Origin of the sequence: Limnohabitans sp. Hippo3, from assembly GCF_003063665.1 — a bacterium.
Classification (GTDB): domain Bacteria; phylum Pseudomonadota; class Gammaproteobacteria; order Burkholderiales; family Burkholderiaceae_C; genus Limnohabitans_A.
The window spans coordinates 850,605-865,026 of the sequence record NZ_NESF01000001.1 but is presented as its reverse complement, the minus strand read 5'-3'; the positions used below and the strand labels follow the sequence as shown (position 1 = coordinate 865,026).

Sequence of the window (14,422 nt, the reverse complement as noted above, 5' to 3'; positions counted from 1 at the left end):
ATTTTGGAAAGTCTCTTCACAATGGGGGCATGGACACCCCGCCACTCGCTCTGACACCCCCACGCACCCGGCCTGCGCTGGGCACGGTGGCGGAGTTCCTCAAACCCATCACCTGGTTTCCGCCCATGTGGGCTTTTGCCTGCGGCGTGGTGGCTTCGGGCCAGGACTTGGGCGCGAATTGGGCTTTGCTCTTGCTGGGTTTGGTGTTGACCGGCCCACTGGTCTGCGCGAGCAGCCAGGCCGTGAACGACTGGTTTGACCGCCACGTGGACGCCATCAACGAACCCAACCGCCCCATTCCCTCGGGCCGCATGCCCGGGCGCTGGGGTTTGGGCATCGCCATCGCTTGGACCGCGCTGTCGCTGGTCTGGGCCACGCTCATGGGACCTTGGGGCTTTGCGGCTTGCACCCTGGCCATTGCCTTGTCGTGGGCCTACAGCGCACCGCCCGTGCGCCTGAAAAACAACGGCTGGTGGGGCAATGCGGCCTGCGCCCTGAGTTACGAAGGACTGGCCTGGCTCACCGGCACGGCCGTGATGCTGGGTGGGGCCTGGCCGGGGCCGCATTCGGTGGCGCTGGCGCTGCTCTACAGCGTGGGGGCACACGGCATCATGACGCTCAACGATTTCAAGGCCATTGAAGGCGACCGCCGCATGGGCGTGGCCTCGCTGCCGGTGCAGCTGGGCGCGCACGACGCAGCACGCATGGCCTGTGTGTTCATGCTGGTGCCGCAGCTGGCGGTGACCCTGTTGCTGGCTTATTGGCAGCTGCCCTGGCATTCGGCGGCTGTCTTGGCCTTGGCGGTCTTGCAGCTGCCCTTGATGCTCAAATTTTTGCGCCAACCGATTGAGCGCGCCTTGCATGTCTCGGCCTTTGGTGTGCCGCTGTTTGTCAGCGGCATGATGGTCAGCGCCTGGGGGCTGCGCCAGTTGAGCGGTTTGCACAGCAGCGTGGGGGTCTTATGAACGTCCCCGTGTTTGGCTGGTTCCAAATCATCCGCTTGGGGCTGATTCAAGCCTGTCTGGGCGCGGTGGTGGTGGTGACCACGTCCACGCTCAACCGCATCATGGTGGTTGAGCTGGCGCTGCCGGCTTTGCTGCCCGGCTTTTTGGTGGCCTGGCATTACGCGGTGCAAATGGTGCGCCCGCGCATGGGCTTTGGCTCCGACAAGGGGCGGCGCAGCACGCCCTGGATGATGGGCGGCATGGTCGTGCTGGGCGTGGGTGGCGTGATGGCCGCTTGGGCCACGGTGTGGATGGCCGCGCAACCTTTGTATGGCGCGTTGCTGGCCTGGTTGTCTTTCGGCCTGATCGGTTTGGGCGTGAGCGCTTGCGGCACGTCGCTGCTGGCGCTGATGGCCAAGCGCGTGCCCGACGAGCGCCGCGCGCCCGCGGCCACCACCGTGTGGCTGATGATGATCGTGGGCTTTGCCGTCACGGCCGGGGTGGTCGGCAAGCTGATCGACCCCTACAGCCCGCAGGTGCTGCTGCAGGTCTCGGCGGGCCTGAGCCTGCTCACGGCGTGCATCACGGCGCTGTGTTTGTGGGGCCTGGAAAAAGACGGCGGCTCGGTCTTGACCTCTGCCGCTAGCGACAACACCGAACGCCTGCAAAAACAGAATTTCAAAGAGGCCTTCCAAGAGGTCTGGGCCGAGCCTGCGGCGCGCACCTTCACCGTGTTTGTGTTCATGTCCATGCTGGCCTACAGCGCACAGGACCTCATTCTGGAGCCCTTCGCGGGTGCGGTGCACGGCTTCACGCCGGGCCAGACCACGCAGCTCTCGGGCTGGCACCACATGGGGGTATTGATCGGCATGTTGGCGGTGGCCGGGGCCGGTTCGCGCTGGGTGGCGGGGCGCCTGGGTTCGGTGCAGGCCTGGATGGTGGGCGGCTGTCTGGTATCGGCGCTGGCCACGCTGGGTCTGGTCAGCTCGGCCGTGTCGGTCGATTGGCCGCTCAAGGCCAATGTGGTGTTTCTGGGGGTGGCCAATGGCGCGTTCTCGATCGCGGCGATTGCCACCATGATGCGACTGGCGGGTGAAGGTGGCCCGGGCCGCGAAGGCACGCGCATGGGTTTGTGGGGCGCGGCGCAAGCTGCGGCCTTTGGTTTGGGGGGATTGCTCGGCACCGCGGCCAGCGATCTGGCCCACGCCGTGTTGGGTGAACAGCGCACGGCCTATGCCGCCGTGTTTGGCATGCAGGCGCTCATGTTTGCGGTCTCGGCAGCGGTGGCTTCTCGCCTGCGCGCCGGTCCTGCACAGCGCCAGCGTTTGCGTTTGGATGGTCCCGTATTGCTGAAAGGTGGGTCAAGCTCATGAACCAGACCGATTACGACTTCGTCGTGGTAGGGGGCGGGCCTTCGGGAGCCACCGCCGCACACGATTTGGTGCGCCAGGGATGGCGCGTGTTGCTCCTGGACCGCCAGGGCCGCACCAAGCCTTGTGGCGGCGCGATCCCGCCGCGCCTGATCCAGGATTTCGATATTCCTGACCACCTGCTGGTGGCCAAGGTGCGCTGCGCCCGCATGATCTCGCCCGCCGACAACAAAGTGGACATCCCCATCGACAACGGTTTTGTCGGCATGGTCGACCGCGACGAGTTCGACGAGTATTTGCGCGAACGCGCTGCCCAGTCGGGTGCGGTGCGTTGCCAGGCGATCTTTGACAAGTTGCAGCGCGATGACAGCGGCATGTTGTGGGTCCACTACACCCCGGTCACGCCCAAAGAGCATGCCGCCGCCGAGCATGCCCATCCGGTCAGGGTGTCCACCCGCATGGTGGTGGGGGCCGACGGTGCCCGGTCCGAAGTCGCGCGCCAAGCCATTCCCAATGCGCACAAAACCAAATATGTGTTCGCGTACCACGAGATCATCGAAGCGCCCGTGGGACAACCCGGTTACGACGCGGCGCGCTGCGATGTTTACTACCAGGGCGAGGTCTCGCCCGACTTTTACGGCTGGGTGTTCCCGCACGGCAAGACCATGAGCGTGGGCATGGGCAGCGCCGACAAAGGCTATTCGCTGCGCAGCGCCACGGCGCGTTTGCGTGAAATTGCGGGTCTGACCCACGCGCCCACTTTGCGCCGCGAAGGTGCGCCGATTCCGCTCAAGCCGCTGCCCCAATGGGACAACGGGCGCGACGTGATCGTGGCGGGCGATGCGGCGGGTGTGGTCGCCCCCTCTTCGGGCGAAGGCATTTACTACGCGATGGACTGCGCACGCCGTGTGGCGCAAGCGGCGCACCAGGCCCTTAAAACCGGCAACAGCGCCTGCTTGAAACAAGGTCGCAAGAGCTTCATGAAGCAGCATGGTCGGGTGTTCTGGATCTTGGGCGTGATGCAGTACTTCTGGTACCAGAACGACCGCCGCCGCGAAAAGTTCGTCAAGATCTGCGAAGACCGCGACGTGCAACGCCTGACCTTCGAGTCCTACATGAACAAGGAGCTGGCCCGCAAGGACCCGATGGCGCACGTGCGCATCTTCTTCAAGGACATGGCCCACCTGCTGGGCCTGGCACGAACGTGATGCCCTGGGTGCGGTGGCACACCGGACCTGTAGTTGGGATCCGAGGACAATACCGCTCATGAATAAATCTGCTTGGACCCGTTTGGCAGTGGCCTTTGCGCTGAGCTATGCCACGGCGGGCATTGGCGCGGCCTTGACCGAATTGGGGCCGTGGTACTTCGCGCTCAAGCATCCGGCCTGGAAACCCCCTGATGCCGCGTTCGGGGTCATCTGGACCACGATTTTCAGCTTGTGCGCGATCAGCGGCTGGCTGGCCTGGCAGGCGGCCGACACCGCCGCTTTGCGTCGGCGCGTGGCGGGGCTGTTTGGCGCGAACGCGCTGCTCAATATCCTGTGGAGTGCGCTGTACTTCAAACTGCAGCGCCCTGACTGGGCCCTGTACGAAGTGGTGTTGCTGTGGCTGTCCATCCTGGCCCTGATCGTGGGTCTGTGGCGTCTGTCGCGCTGGGCGAGTTTGTTGCTCATCACTTACTGGGTCTGGGTCAGCATCGCCGCTGTGCTGAACTGGCAAACCGTGCAGCTCAACGGACCTTTTGTCGGTCTCGTGTAACACCGTGGACTCTAATCTGGCTAGGTCTGTGGTTCAAAAGCAGTTGGTTTGAAGGGGTGGGGCCCACTGTGCAGGTGAGGGTTGACGCCTTGCCCTGGCAGCCCACCCGCCAGGGCTAGGGGTTTGCCATGCTTGTTGCAGCAGGGCAAAAAATCTATAAAGCAATCTGCAGCAGCGGACCGGCATGCTATGTTGCTGGCGAATTGACGCCCCGGTTTTTACCTTCCCCAAGGGTGACACGCTCGTGCTGCAAGGAACGCGCATGTCTGAGTTCAATGGCTTGGGTGGTCAATCGAATGGTTTGAAACGGGCCAACAACTTGCCAGAGGATTGCAAGGAATCCCTGCTGGCGGTGATCGAAAAGCAGATCATTCCCCGATTGCTCAATGTGCAGCAATTTTTCCCCGCCAAGGCCAAGGCTCTGAGCGAGCAGCTGCCAGCGGGCGAACTTCCCGAATTTTTGGCGTTCACCCAACACTGTCTGAGCGGCGATGGCTTGAAGGCCAACCAGCTTGTGGATGCCTTGATGGCCCGCGGTTTGGCGCATGACCGCATCTTTCTGGAATTGATCACCCCCGCTGCCCGCCACCTGGGGGTTTTGTGGGAGCAGGATCTGTGTGATTTCACCCAGGTCACGTGTGGCCTGGCCTTGATGCACCAGATGATTTACCGCTTGGGCTACGAGTCACCCGCCGGGCCCAGCGTCGAGGGCGAGAGCGAGCGGATCATGCTCGCCTGTGCGCCGGGTTCCCAGCATTTTTTGGGCTTGACCATCGTGGCCGACTTTTTCCGTCAGGCCGGGTCTGAGGTGGTGCTGGAAATCTCGTCCTCCGAGTCCGAGTTGCTGCGGGCTGTGGCCAACGAATGGTTTGATGTGGTGGGCATTTCGGTGGCCCTGGAGGCGCAGCTGCAGACCTTGCCGGCTTTGATTGGGCATTTGCGCGAAAGCTCGGGCAACCCCAAGGTCCGTGTGGTGCTGGGGGGGCCGATTTTCATGATCCGGACGTTCGACCCGCATGAGCTGGGTGCTGACGCCATCTTCACGGATGTGCGAGAGGCCGTGGGCGCCGTCAAGCACCTGGTCCGCGCCCGCTGAACTGCGCCAGCGGTCGCTGCTTTGCATGCCCTGCTCAACGGGGAGTGCACCAGCGCAGGATGTGCTCGGCTGTGCCCTGCGGGTCCTGTTCATGCGCCAAATGGCCCAGCCCGGGCTGAATGTGCTGGCGCGCTTGCGGCAAGCGCTGGCAGGCTTCGTCGGCCAAGGCGGGGGCCACGGTTTGGTCTTGTGCGCCGATGTGCATGAACACCGGGTTGCGGATCTCGTGCAGGCGCGCAGCCAGGGGTTTGAGCCGCCAGGCCGCCATCATCGACAGCACGCCGTGCACATGGCCCGAGTGGCTGAGCACGCGGGTGTACAGATCGATGCCTGGCGCGTCCAGCGTGGAGCCGGTGCGCGCGATCCACTCGGCCACCGCCCCGGGCTTGGCCGCGAGCTTGGCGGTGGCCCAGGCCGAGAGCGGGTTGAGCGCCGCCAATTTGGCGGCAGGGCCGAACAGCCAGGACGCTACGCCCGGCAGCGGCAGCCAGGCCGGGTTCAGGCCGATCAGGGTGCTGCGCGCCGCGCTGTCAAAGTGCAGCGCCATGTGTGCGGCAATGGCAGCGCCCGCCGAGTGGCCCACGATGACCTGCGGCGTGAGTTGCAGTTGCAGCATCAAGGCCCGCAAGCCCTCGGCCATACCGGGCAGCGACAGCGCACCCTCGGGGCCTCGGCTGGTGAAGGCGTGGCCGGGCAGGTCGGGCGCGATCACCGTGAAGTGCTCGGCCAGCGCGGGCATGAGGCCACGCCAGCTGAAGTTGCCCGAGCCGGTGCCGTGCAGCAGCAGCATGCACGGGCCTTGGCCCATTTGCTGCACATGCCACTGGATGCCGCCCGCTTGCACGAAGCGGCTGTGCTGAGCATGTGGCCAGTGGCTCCGGTGTTCGGCCCAGACCATGCCGGGGTAAAAACGCTCAAACATCGCGTTTCATGCGCCGGGGTTGCGCACGCGTTCGATGGCGTGAGCCATGCGCTGCGACTGCACCTGCGGCATGGGCAGGTAGCTCGCGCCCATGGTGGCGGCCAGTTGCTGGGCCTGTGCATCGGGCTGCATCGAGGTGTCGATCCACAAGGCGCGGTGGCCACTCAGACGCCACTGCTGGCTCCAGCTTTGGGCGTCGGTTTGGGCTTGGGCGCGGCCGCCCAGGCCTTGCAGTGTGACGTTGGCGCGGCCGTCGCTCAGCACCACCAAAATCGGCGTGACGCCTTGGCGCTGCAGCTGCGTGGCTTGTTCGTGCGCCATTTTTAAAGCCAGGGCCAGTGGCGTGCCGCCGCCGCCGGGCAGGCCGGTCATGGCGCGTTTGGCGCGCACCAGCGAGCGTGTCATGGGCAGCAGCAGCTGCGCCTGCGCGCCCCGAAAGGCCACGATGCACACGCTGTCGCGCCGGGCATAGGACTGCTGCAGCAGCAACTCGACCGCGCCTTTGGCTTCGGCCAGGCGCTGCAGTGCGGCCGAGCCCGAGGCGTCGAGGGCGAGGATCAGGCAGCTGGAGGCGCGTTGTTGGTAGCGCTGGATGTGGAAGTCTTCGGCGCGGATGGCCACGCGCCCGGTGCTGTGCGCTTGGCGCAAACGCTGCTTGGGCGCGGCGGCGCGCAAGGTGGCCAGCACGTGCAGGCGCGCCTGACCGCCGGGGCGGCCTGGGCGTGGGGGCAGGGGGCGGCCGCGTTGCGAGCCCGCGCGGGTTTGGCCGCTGCGGCCCGAGGTGTGGTGGCTGGCCGCGCCTTGGCGCGTCATCAGCGCGTCGAGCATGTGCGGCGGCAAGCTGGCCAAGGCGGCGGCGACCAACATTTCTTGCAGGTCTTCGGCACTGGGTTCGGCGTTCTGCTCGGGCGGTGGGCCAGGGTCTTGATCCTGATTTTTTTCAGCGTCGCTCTCAGGTGCTGGGTCGGCGTTGTCTGGTGTTTCTGGTGGCTCCGAGGCGTCTTCCGGTGGCGCCGGTTCTGATTCTTGCGCAGACGGCTCGGCCGGCCACTGCGTGGCGCGGGGGGCCAGCACGCAGCGCGCGGCAAAGCCCAGGTCGTCGGCGTCCAGGGTACTGCGACCATTCAGCGCCGCATGACCGCAGGCCACGCGCAGTGCCAAACTGGGCACGCGCAAAGAGCCAATGCCCAGGCCCCAAGCGGCGGCGCACAGCGCTTGCATGTGTTCGTCGCTCGCTTGCACTTGCGGCAGCTGATCGCGGGCGCGGGCCAAAGCGCTGGGGCTGAGACGAATCTGCAGGTCCTCCGATTCGCTGTCGCCCTGCCACCCCGCGTGGATGTCGCTGGGCGAGAGCTCGTGCAGGTCCAGCCACACGCCCAGGCGCTCGGCCAGGGCCGCGCCCACGCCCGGTTCGTCGGGCAAGGATTCGTCGAGCGCCACCACGCCAAAGCGGGTGCTTGTGGGGGCGGCGCTGTGGCGGGTGGGTGGCACCTGGCCTTGTTCCAGCGCTTGCACCAAAGGGGCGAGCAGGGCGGGCGACAGGCGCTCGGCCATGGGCAGGCACACCAGGCCTTGGTCGGCTTGTTGCAGCAAGCCCGCCTGCATGTGCAGCTGGCCGGTTTGCAGGGTGTTGGCCAGGTCGATGCCGCCCAGCAACCGCTCGCTGTCCACCGAGCCGGGTACTTTGACCAAGCCGAGCCCCAAGCCCGCCAGCGCTTGCAGCCAGTGCTCGCGCACCGGGCCGTGCGGCGCGCGCAGGCACACACCGCCAAAACCGTGTGGGTCGAGTTGCAGCAGCTGCAGCGCGGTGAGCGCATCGTTCCAGCGCTCCAGCGGGTCCGAAGGCGTGGTAGGTGGCGGGGCTTCGCGGGCCATGCGTGCAGCCAATTCAGGCGGCCAGCACTTCTTGCAAGCTGCGCTGAACGCGCGCGCCCGAGTCGGTGTCGTCCAGCGGGTTGCGGCGCAGGCGGTGGCGCAGGGCCAGCGGGGCCATGCTTTGCAGGTGCTCGGCTTTCACGGCTTGGTGGCCTTGCAGCGCGGCATAGGCCCGGGTGGCGCGCAGCAGCGTGAGCTCGGCGCGCAGGCCGTCGGTGCCCAGCTGCTGGCACAGGCGGGCGCACAGCATCAGCATGTCGTCGCTGACCTGCACCTCGTCGAGCAGCTCACGCGCTTTGAGGATGCGTTTTTGCAGTTTCTGGTTGTCCTTGTGCCACAGCGCTTTGAAGGCGGCAGGGTCTTTGTCGAAGGCGTCGCGGCGTTTGATGATGCTCACGCGCAACGCCAGGTCTTGCGGCGTGCGCACCTGCACCGACAGGCCAAAGCGGTCCAGCAATTGCGGACGCAGCTCGCCTTCTTCGGGGTTGCCGCTGCCCACCAGCACAAAGCGGGCGGGGTGGCGCACGCTCAGGCCTTCGCGCTCGACCAGGTTCTCGCCCGAGGCGGCCACGTCGATCAGCAGGTCCACCAGGTGGTCGTCGAGCAGGTTGACCTCGTCGATGTACAAAAAGCCCCGGTGTGCCTGGGCCAGCAGGCCGGGGGCGAAGGACTTCACGCCTTGAGACAGGGCTTTTTCCAGATCGAGTGCGCCGACCACGCGGTCTTCGGTCGCGCCCAAAGGCAGGTCGACCACGGCCACAGGTTGGCGTTCGGTTGGGGTTTTGGCTTTGGGGTCGCGGGCCTGGCAGACCGGGCAGGCGCCTGCGGGCCTAGCCGGGTCGCAGCGGTAAGGGCAGCCTTTGACGACCGAAATCGGTGGCAGCAGGTCGGCCAGGGCGCGCACGGCGGTGGATTTGCCGGTGCCCCGGTCGCCCAAGACCAGCACGCCACCGATCGAGGGGTCGACCGCCACCACCTGGATGGCGAGGGTCATTTCATCTTGACCAACGATGGCCGCAAAAGGGAAGGTCAATGCCATGGGGCGTTCCGCAAAACTGTTCTCGGCCCATCATCCAAAAGACATGGCAAAGTGTCAAGTTAAATTTACAGCTTGTTGGCGGAGGCGTCCACTTTGTCAGATTCGGGTTTCAGCCCATAACGCGCCGCCAAATCCCAAACGTGCTGCGGCAGCATGTTTTTGATGCGCGCTGGCGCTTCGCGGCGTAGGTGCAAGATGGACTCGATGGCCTTCATCTCGACCCGGGCGCGCGCAAACTCCAGGCCGCGTGGCCCCACCCGGGGCATGAGCCAATTGACCAGGGGTTTGATCCAGGCGGGCATGCGCCGCAGCGGCAGGCCGCCAGCGGCGCGCTCGGTGTTGGCCATGAAGCCGCGCACCGGGCCATCCCGTCTGCCGCGGCTGATGGGGGCGCTGGTGACCAGTTGCGCTTGGATGCCGTCCAGCACCGATTGCCCGCGCGCGTTGCGCACCAGCAACCACTGCTGGCCGTGCCCGCCCATGTAGCCCACGGTGATGTCGGCCAGCACATTGGTGTAGTCCACGCAGGTGCGGCAGGTCAGCGGGAAAAAGTCGGGCGGCAAGGTGGACAGCGGCAGGTTCAAAAACGGGATCAGGCGTTGGTCGCCTTGGTCGGTGCGCACCTCGACCTTGTAATCGGCGCGGAACTCCACGTAGCTGATGTCCTGCGGTCGGTCCGAAATCAGGCCCAAAAATTGGTGAAAGTTTTCGGTGGTGGTGTTGTCCGAGCAGGGCGTGCCAATGACATAGAGCTGCTCCAGGCCTTGCTCGCGTTCGAGCTGCGGCTGGATGGCGCGCAGGGCGTAAATCTGGCAGGGGATGCCGATCACGGCCAAGCGCTTATGGCCTTGGGCCAGCGCGGGCTCCACGAGGCTCAGCAGCGGCGCGTAGCCCATGCGCATGCCCCGGCACTGCGCCATGTCCTGGGCGCGGGTGACCAGCACCGGGCGCGGCCGCCAGCGGTCGTTGGGGTCGGCGGCCATGGCGATCACGGCGTCGACCAGGCCTTGTTCGAGCAGCACTTCGGCCAGGCGGGTGGTGATGCCGGTCCACTGCGCGCCCTGCGTGGGCGGGTCTAGGCGCGCGCTCAGGATCTGTTGGTAAGGCCCGAAAAACAACTCATCGGGCTGGGCTGGGTGCGCCGAGGTGCCCTGTTGGCGCACACGGCCGTGCACGCGCTGCTCCAGGCCCGGGTAGTCGGGCTGGATGAACTGGCAGGCTTGGCCGCAGCGCTTGGGCTCGGCCGTGCGCGAGAGGCCGCAGTCGGTGCACAGCTTTCTGGTGGGGGCCGCGTCGGCGAACGCGGCGATGGGGTGTGCCGGCTGCACGGGCGCTTGGAGCTCAGCCTGCGCGGGTGAAAGGCATCACGCCCACCAGCCAGAGGTGCAAACCGCCCATCAGGAAGGCGGCCCACACCCCGGTGCCCACCAGCACGGCCAGCAAAGTCCCGAGCAGCTTGCCCTCAGGCGCAGTGTGCATGCTCAGGCGATCGCGCTGCCGGGCTGCGCGAAACACCAGCACCGACCAGACCAGGAAACCCCCGAACAACAGCACATCGGCCAGGTTGCCATTCGACAGCAAATGCCCCAGCGCCCAGACCTTGACCGACAAGGTCATGGGGTGGCGCAGTTTGGCTTTGATCTGGTTCCCGGGCACGTAAGTGGCCACCAGCAAGACCATGGCCACCCACATCAGCAAGATGGTGGCGTGCTGCATGCCGCGAGGTGGTGTCCACAACACCACCGGGTCGAGGCGCGCCTGGCCATAGCCTTGGATTAACCAATAAAGCCCCAACAACGACACGGCCGCATAAACCGCTTTGAAACCCAGCGCTCCCCAGCGGGTGATGGCGTTCTGGCGCACTTGCGGTGCCAGGCTTTGCAGCGAGTGGATGCCTAAAAACAGGACCAAGCCGATGAGCAGTTGCAGCATGTCAAAACCTTTGCAGTTCGGGGTGGGATGGTGCCGCATTCTGACATGGGTGTGTCCACAGCGGTTGACATTCAAAAAGCAGGGCTTTCCTGTGTGTTTTGCTCAAGTATCAAGCCCGGAATGACAAGGTGACTGTTCTGGCGCACAATGAACCGCTCAGTAATTTCTGACCATTTCTATCAGGAGTCCTTCATGTCCCGTTTTTCTTCTCTTTCCTCGACACGCCGCGTGTTCATGATGCAAGTGGCCACGGCCGCCACTGCTGTTTTGGCCGTGAGCGAAGCCTCCGCCCAAGCCATGGTGGATGAAAAAGACCCGCAGGCTGTGGGCCTGGCCTATAAAGCCGATGCCACCAAAGTGGACAAGGCCAAGAACCCCAAGTACGCCGCGGGCAACAACTGTGCCAATTGCGCCTTGTTCCAGGCCAAGGCCGGTGCTGCAGCCGGTGGTTGCCCACTGTTCGCGGGCAAGCAAGTGTCTGCTAAAGGCTGGTGCTCGGCTTGGGCCAAAAAAGGCTGATGCACGCACAGCCTCTTGGGCAAGCCAAAGGTTTGCCCAGAACGCCAAACCGCCCTCGGGCGGTTTTTTTGCGGCTGTGGAGCCCTCGGGATCAAGGTTTACCCTGATTTACCCGTCTGCTTCAGGTCTTTGAACACACAAAGTGTCAATCTATCGTTACACTGGGCTTTGTCTTCAACCGACCGGAAAGCCCTTTCATGGCGTCTTGGGTGCTCACAGCGATGGACCTGGCCTGCCAAAAGGCCCAGCGGACACTGTTCGAGGGCGTCAGCTTTTCCGTGCCCGCAGGCAGCTGGTTGCACATCGAAGGCGGCAACGGCTGCGGCAAGACCAGTTTGCTGCGCATCCTGTGCGGCCTGTCCCCGGCCGCACACGGCCAGGTCAAGTGGCCCTCTTTGACTTCTTCCTCGCAGTCCCCACTCTCGCGCCCCGACCGTTCGGTGCTGCATTACATCGGCCACGCGCTGGGCCTCAAGCCCGATCTGAGCGCTTGTGAGAACCTTTGCGCCGATGCCCAGGTCAGTGGTTTAGCGCTCAGCCGCGCGCAGGCGCTGCAAGCCCTGGCCGAGCAGGGCTTGCATACCCGGGCGAATTTGCCGGTGCGGGTCTTGTCGCAAGGCCAGCGACAAGGCGTGGCCTTGGCGCGTTTGCGCACCAGCCCGGCGCGGCTGTGGATTTTGGACGAGCCCCTGGTGGGCCTGGATACGCAGGCCACCGCCACGGCCCGCGCCTTGCTGCAGTCGCATGTGGACGCGGGCGGCGCTGTGGTCATGACCAGCCACCACGATCTGGACCTGCAAGGCCCGGGTGCACGCTTGCAGTTGGGCCGCGCATGAATGCCTCGGCCATCACCGTCCCGGTCCACACGTCTGCGCCCGCGCTGCCCAGCCCCTGGCAGGCCATGGGCGGCGTGTTGCGGCGCGACCTGCGCTTGGCCTTGCGGCGCAAGGCCGAGTGGTTGGGGGCGGTGTTTTTCTTTGTCTTGGTGGCGGCCTTGTTTCCGCTGGCCATCGGCCCGGAACCCGCCACGCTGCGCCTGATCGGGCCGGGCGTGTTGTGGGTGGCGGCCTTGCTGGCGAGCATGCTGAGCCTGAACCGCCTGTTTGAGGCCGATCACCAGGACGGCAGCCTGGAGCAGCTGGCGCTGTCGGCCGCGCCCTTGTCTTGGCTGGTCGCGGCCAAGCTGTTGGCGCATTGGCTGATCTCGGGTTTGCCTTTGGTGCTGCTGTCGCCGCTCTTGGGCCTGCAGTTTGGCCTGGGGTCAGAGGCCTTGGGCATGCTGGCGCTCACGCTCTTGATCGGCACACCGGTGCTGTCCTTGTTGGGCGCGATCGGTGCGGCGCTGACTTTGGGCGTGCGCGGCGGTGGCGTGCTGCAGTCGCTGTTGCTCTTGCCTTTGTATGTGCCGGTGCTGGTGTTCGGCACGGGTGCGGTCGATGCGCAGATGCGCGGCCTGGGCGCAGAAGCGCATGTCTCGGTCTTGCTGGCGCTTTTGCTTGGTTCAGCGGCCTTCAGCCCCTGGGCGTGTGCGGCGGCTTTGCGCCTGGCGCTGGAATGAGGGATTGACCATGAAGCTCTTCCATTACGCCGCACCGCAGCACTTCTACCCCCTGGCCGGTCGCCTGTGGCCCTGGCTGGCACTGCTGGCCACGGTGCTGGCACTGGCGGGTTTGTGGGTGGGCTTCATGGTCGCGCCGTCCGACGCGCAGCAGGGGCAGGCCTACCGCATCATTTACATCCATGTGCCCGTGTCGTGGATGGCCATGGTCATTTACCTGGCCATGGCGTTCTGGAGTGTCTTGGGCCTGGTGTTCAACACGCGTTTGTCCGGCCTGATGACGCGGGCACTCGCGCCCACCGGCGCCTTGCTGGCCTTTTTGTCGCTGTGGACCGGGGCTTTGTGGGGCAAGCCGATGTGGGGCACCTATTGGGTGTGGGATGCGCGCTTGACCTCGATGCTGATCTTGCTGTTTTTGTATTTGGGCTACATCGCCCTGACCTCGGCGATCGAAGATCCGCGCCGATCGGACCGGGCGGGCGCCTTGGTGGCGGTGGTGGGTGCAGTCAATGTGCCCATCATTTACTTTTCGGTCAAATGGTGGAACACCCTGCACCAGGGTGCATCGGTGTCCTTCACACAATCGCCACGCATGGCCAGCATCATGCTGAGCGGCATGCTGCTGATGAGTCTGGCGGTGTGGTTGTACGCGGCGGCCATCGCTTTGTGGCGCGTGCGCAGTTTGATGTTGGCGCGCGAGAGTCATTCGGCCTGGGTGCAGCAATTGCCCGAGGTGTTGGTGCACCGCGCGCAACGCGCATTGGGAGGTACCGCATGATGTGGACAAGCGCCGCCGAATTTTGGGCCATGGGCGGCTATGGCGTGTATGTGTGGGGCAGCATGGGCGTGAGTGCGGCCTTGCTGGCACTCGAAGTGTGGCTGGCGCGCATGGGCCGTCAGCAGGCGCTGGACGAAGTGTGTGAAGCCATGGATGCATCGGCCGGAGAAGCTTCATGAAAAGCCGCCACAAACGAGGTCTGGGCATCGGATTGGGCTTGCTGCTGCTGTGCGGTGCGGCGTATTTCGTGCTCAACGCTTTTCAGAGCAATTTGGTGTTCTTCTTCACGCCCACCCAGGTGGTGGCGGGCGAAGCGCCCAAGGAAGGGCACTTTCGCGTCGGGGGTCTGGTCAAGGCGGGCAGCATCCAGCGCGACGGCATGGCGGTGGCTTTTGTGGTGACCGACACGCAGCGCGAGGTGTCGGTGCGCTATGTGGGCCTGTTGCCCGATTTGTTCAAGGAGGGCAAGGGCGTGGTGGCGCAAGGCCGTCTGGATGCGGGCCGCTTGTTTGTGGCCAGCGAGGTGCTGGCCAAGCACGATGAAAACTACATGCCGCCCGAAGCCCAGCACGCGCTGGACGAGGCGGCCAAGGCCCGCATGGGCGCGGCGGTGCAGCGATGACCGCCGCCT

At 65.2% G+C, this 14,422-nt stretch carries 16 protein-coding genes; 11 read left to right on the top strand and 5 right to left on the bottom strand.

The features are described 5' to 3' along the window. The first annotated feature begins 29 nt into the window (after window positions 1–29). The 5 genes from chlG to B9Z34_RS04000 all read left to right on the top strand — a co-directional run bounded on the left by chlG (window position 30) and on the right by B9Z34_RS04000 (window position 5,168). Window positions 30–965 carry a chlorophyll synthase ChlG gene (gene chlG, locus B9Z34_RS04020; protein WP_108426766.1) on the top strand — a complete coding sequence of 312 codons (936 nt, stop codon included), beginning with the start codon at window positions 30–32 and terminating at the stop codon, window positions 963–965. Then, entirely contained in the window at window positions 962–2,317 is a 1,356-nt protein-coding gene (locus B9Z34_RS04015) for a BCD family MFS transporter (RefSeq protein WP_108426765.1), read from the top strand. Before chlG ends, B9Z34_RS04015 begins: the two co-directional genes overlap by 4 nt. Next, window positions 2,314–3,522, top strand: coding sequence for a geranylgeranyl diphosphate reductase (locus tag B9Z34_RS04010; RefSeq protein ID WP_108426764.1), 1,209 nt, complete (start codon window positions 2,314–2,316; stop codon window positions 3,520–3,522). Before B9Z34_RS04015 ends, B9Z34_RS04010 begins: the two co-directional genes overlap by 4 nt. 58 nt (window positions 3,523–3,580) lie before the next feature. Further along, window positions 3,581–4,072 (top strand): TspO/MBR family protein, encoded by a 492-nt coding sequence (locus B9Z34_RS04005; RefSeq protein ID WP_108426763.1) that lies wholly within the window; start codon window positions 3,581–3,583, stop codon window positions 4,070–4,072. Between the two features lie 262 nt (window positions 4,073–4,334). Next, a complete protein-coding gene (locus B9Z34_RS04000; RefSeq protein ID WP_233249398.1) occupies window positions 4,335–5,168 on the top strand; it encodes a B12-binding domain-containing protein in 834 nt (277 codons plus the stop codon). Window positions 5,169–5,202: 34 nt separating this feature from the next. On the opposite strand, the gene bchO is transcribed toward B9Z34_RS04000, so the two are convergent. The 5 genes from bchO to B9Z34_RS03975 all read right to left on the bottom strand — a co-directional run bounded on the left by bchO (window position 5,203) and on the right by B9Z34_RS03975 (window position 10,936). Continuing rightward, entirely contained in the window at window positions 5,203–6,090 is an 888-nt protein-coding gene (gene bchO, locus B9Z34_RS03995) for an alpha/beta fold hydrolase BchO (RefSeq protein WP_108426761.1), read from the bottom strand. Window positions 6,091–6,096: 6 nt separating this feature from the next. After that, the gene (locus B9Z34_RS03990) at window positions 6,097–7,965 is read right to left on the bottom strand and encodes a magnesium chelatase subunit D (RefSeq protein WP_108426900.1); all 1,869 of its coding nucleotides are present in this window, start codon (window positions 7,963–7,965) and stop codon (window positions 6,097–6,099) included. A 13-nt stretch (window positions 7,966–7,978) separates the two neighbouring features. Then, complete coding sequence (gene bchI, locus B9Z34_RS03985) at window positions 7,979–9,004, bottom strand: magnesium chelatase ATPase subunit I (RefSeq protein ID WP_108426760.1); 1,026 nt, start codon at window positions 9,002–9,004, stop codon at window positions 7,979–7,981. 65 nt (window positions 9,005–9,069) lie between these two features. Further along, window positions 9,070–10,332, bottom strand: a complete 1,263-nt coding sequence (locus B9Z34_RS03980; RefSeq protein WP_108426759.1) for a Coenzyme F420 hydrogenase/dehydrogenase, beta subunit C-terminal domain — start codon at window positions 10,330–10,332, stop codon at window positions 9,070–9,072. 13 nt (window positions 10,333–10,345) lie between these two features. Beyond that, window positions 10,346–10,936 carry an NnrU family protein gene (locus tag B9Z34_RS03975; protein ID WP_108426899.1) on the bottom strand — a complete coding sequence of 197 codons (591 nt, stop codon included), beginning with the start codon at window positions 10,934–10,936 and terminating at the stop codon, window positions 10,346–10,348. A gap of 192 nt (window positions 10,937–11,128) precedes the next feature. Between B9Z34_RS03975 and B9Z34_RS03970 the strand changes: the two genes are divergently transcribed. The 6 genes from B9Z34_RS03970 to ccmE all read left to right on the top strand — a co-directional run bounded on the left by B9Z34_RS03970 (window position 11,129) and on the right by ccmE (window position 14,413). After that, window positions 11,129–11,455 (top strand): high-potential iron-sulfur protein, encoded by a 327-nt coding sequence (locus tag B9Z34_RS03970; RefSeq protein WP_108426758.1) that lies wholly within the window; start codon window positions 11,129–11,131, stop codon window positions 11,453–11,455. 197 nt (window positions 11,456–11,652) lie between these two features. Continuing rightward, on the top strand, window positions 11,653–12,291 hold the full coding sequence (gene ccmA / locus B9Z34_RS03965; RefSeq protein WP_108426757.1) for a cytochrome c biogenesis heme-transporting ATPase CcmA: 639 nt from the start codon (window positions 11,653–11,655) through the stop codon (window positions 12,289–12,291). A 65-nt stretch (window positions 12,292–12,356) separates the two neighbouring features. Further along, window positions 12,357–13,013 carry a heme exporter protein CcmB gene (ccmB, locus tag B9Z34_RS03960; RefSeq protein WP_199220063.1) on the top strand — a complete coding sequence of 219 codons (657 nt, stop codon included), beginning with the start codon at window positions 12,357–12,359 and terminating at the stop codon, window positions 13,011–13,013. A 10-nt stretch (window positions 13,014–13,023) separates the two neighbouring features. Next, window positions 13,024–13,791, top strand: a complete 768-nt coding sequence (gene ccmC / locus B9Z34_RS03955; RefSeq protein ID WP_108426755.1) for a heme ABC transporter permease CcmC — start codon at window positions 13,024–13,026, stop codon at window positions 13,789–13,791. Then, a complete protein-coding gene (gene ccmD, locus B9Z34_RS03950; RefSeq protein ID WP_108426754.1) occupies window positions 13,788–13,970 on the top strand; it encodes a heme exporter protein CcmD in 183 nt (60 codons plus the stop codon). Before ccmC ends, ccmD begins: the two co-directional genes overlap by 4 nt. Next, complete coding sequence (gene ccmE, locus B9Z34_RS03945; RefSeq protein WP_108426753.1) at window positions 13,967–14,413, top strand: cytochrome c maturation protein CcmE; 447 nt, start codon at window positions 13,967–13,969, stop codon at window positions 14,411–14,413. The genes ccmD and ccmE overlap by 4 nt, the downstream gene beginning before the upstream one ends. The last annotated feature ends 9 nt before the right edge of the window (window positions 14,414–14,422 follow it).

Excerpts from the sequence above, each read along its gene's own strand:
- B9Z34_RS04005 (WP_108426763.1), top strand. The coding sequence starts at position 3,581 with ATGAATAAATCTGCTTGGACCCGTTTGGCAGTGGCCTTTGCGCTGAGC.
- bchO (WP_108426761.1), bottom strand. The coding sequence starts at position 6,090 with ATGTTTGAGCGTTTTTACCCCGGCATGGTCTGGGCCGAACACCGGAGC.
- ccmD (WP_108426754.1), top strand. The coding sequence starts at position 13,788 with ATGATGTGGACAAGCGCCGCCGAATTTTGGGCCATGGGCGGCTATGGC.
- B9Z34_RS04015 (WP_108426765.1), top strand. The coding sequence starts at position 962 with ATGAACGTCCCCGTGTTTGGCTGGTTCCAAATCATCCGCTTGGGGCTG.
- ccmB (WP_199220063.1), top strand. The coding sequence starts at position 12,357 with ATGGGCGGCGTGTTGCGGCGCGACCTGCGCTTGGCCTTGCGGCGCAAG.
- ccmA (WP_108426757.1), top strand. The coding sequence starts at position 11,653 with ATGGCGTCTTGGGTGCTCACAGCGATGGACCTGGCCTGCCAAAAGGCC.
- B9Z34_RS04010 (WP_108426764.1), top strand. The coding sequence starts at position 2,314 with ATGAACCAGACCGATTACGACTTCGTCGTGGTAGGGGGCGGGCCTTCG.
- B9Z34_RS03990 (WP_108426900.1), bottom strand. The coding sequence starts at position 7,965 with ATGGCCCGCGAAGCCCCGCCACCTACCACGCCTTCGGACCCGCTGGAG.
- B9Z34_RS03975 (WP_108426899.1), bottom strand. The coding sequence starts at position 10,936 with ATGCTGCAACTGCTCATCGGCTTGGTCCTGTTTTTAGGCATCCACTCG.
- bchI (WP_108426760.1), bottom strand. The coding sequence starts at position 9,004 with ATGGCATTGACCTTCCCTTTTGCGGCCATCGTTGGTCAAGATGAAATG.
- B9Z34_RS04000 (WP_233249398.1), top strand. The coding sequence starts at position 4,335 with ATGTCTGAGTTCAATGGCTTGGGTGGTCAATCGAATGGTTTGAAACGG.
- chlG (WP_108426766.1), top strand. The coding sequence starts at position 30 with ATGGACACCCCGCCACTCGCTCTGACACCCCCACGCACCCGGCCTGCG.
- ccmE (WP_108426753.1), top strand. The coding sequence starts at position 13,967 with ATGAAAAGCCGCCACAAACGAGGTCTGGGCATCGGATTGGGCTTGCTG.
- ccmC (WP_108426755.1), top strand. The coding sequence starts at position 13,024 with ATGAAGCTCTTCCATTACGCCGCACCGCAGCACTTCTACCCCCTGGCC.
- B9Z34_RS03970 (WP_108426758.1), top strand. The coding sequence starts at position 11,129 with ATGTCCCGTTTTTCTTCTCTTTCCTCGACACGCCGCGTGTTCATGATG.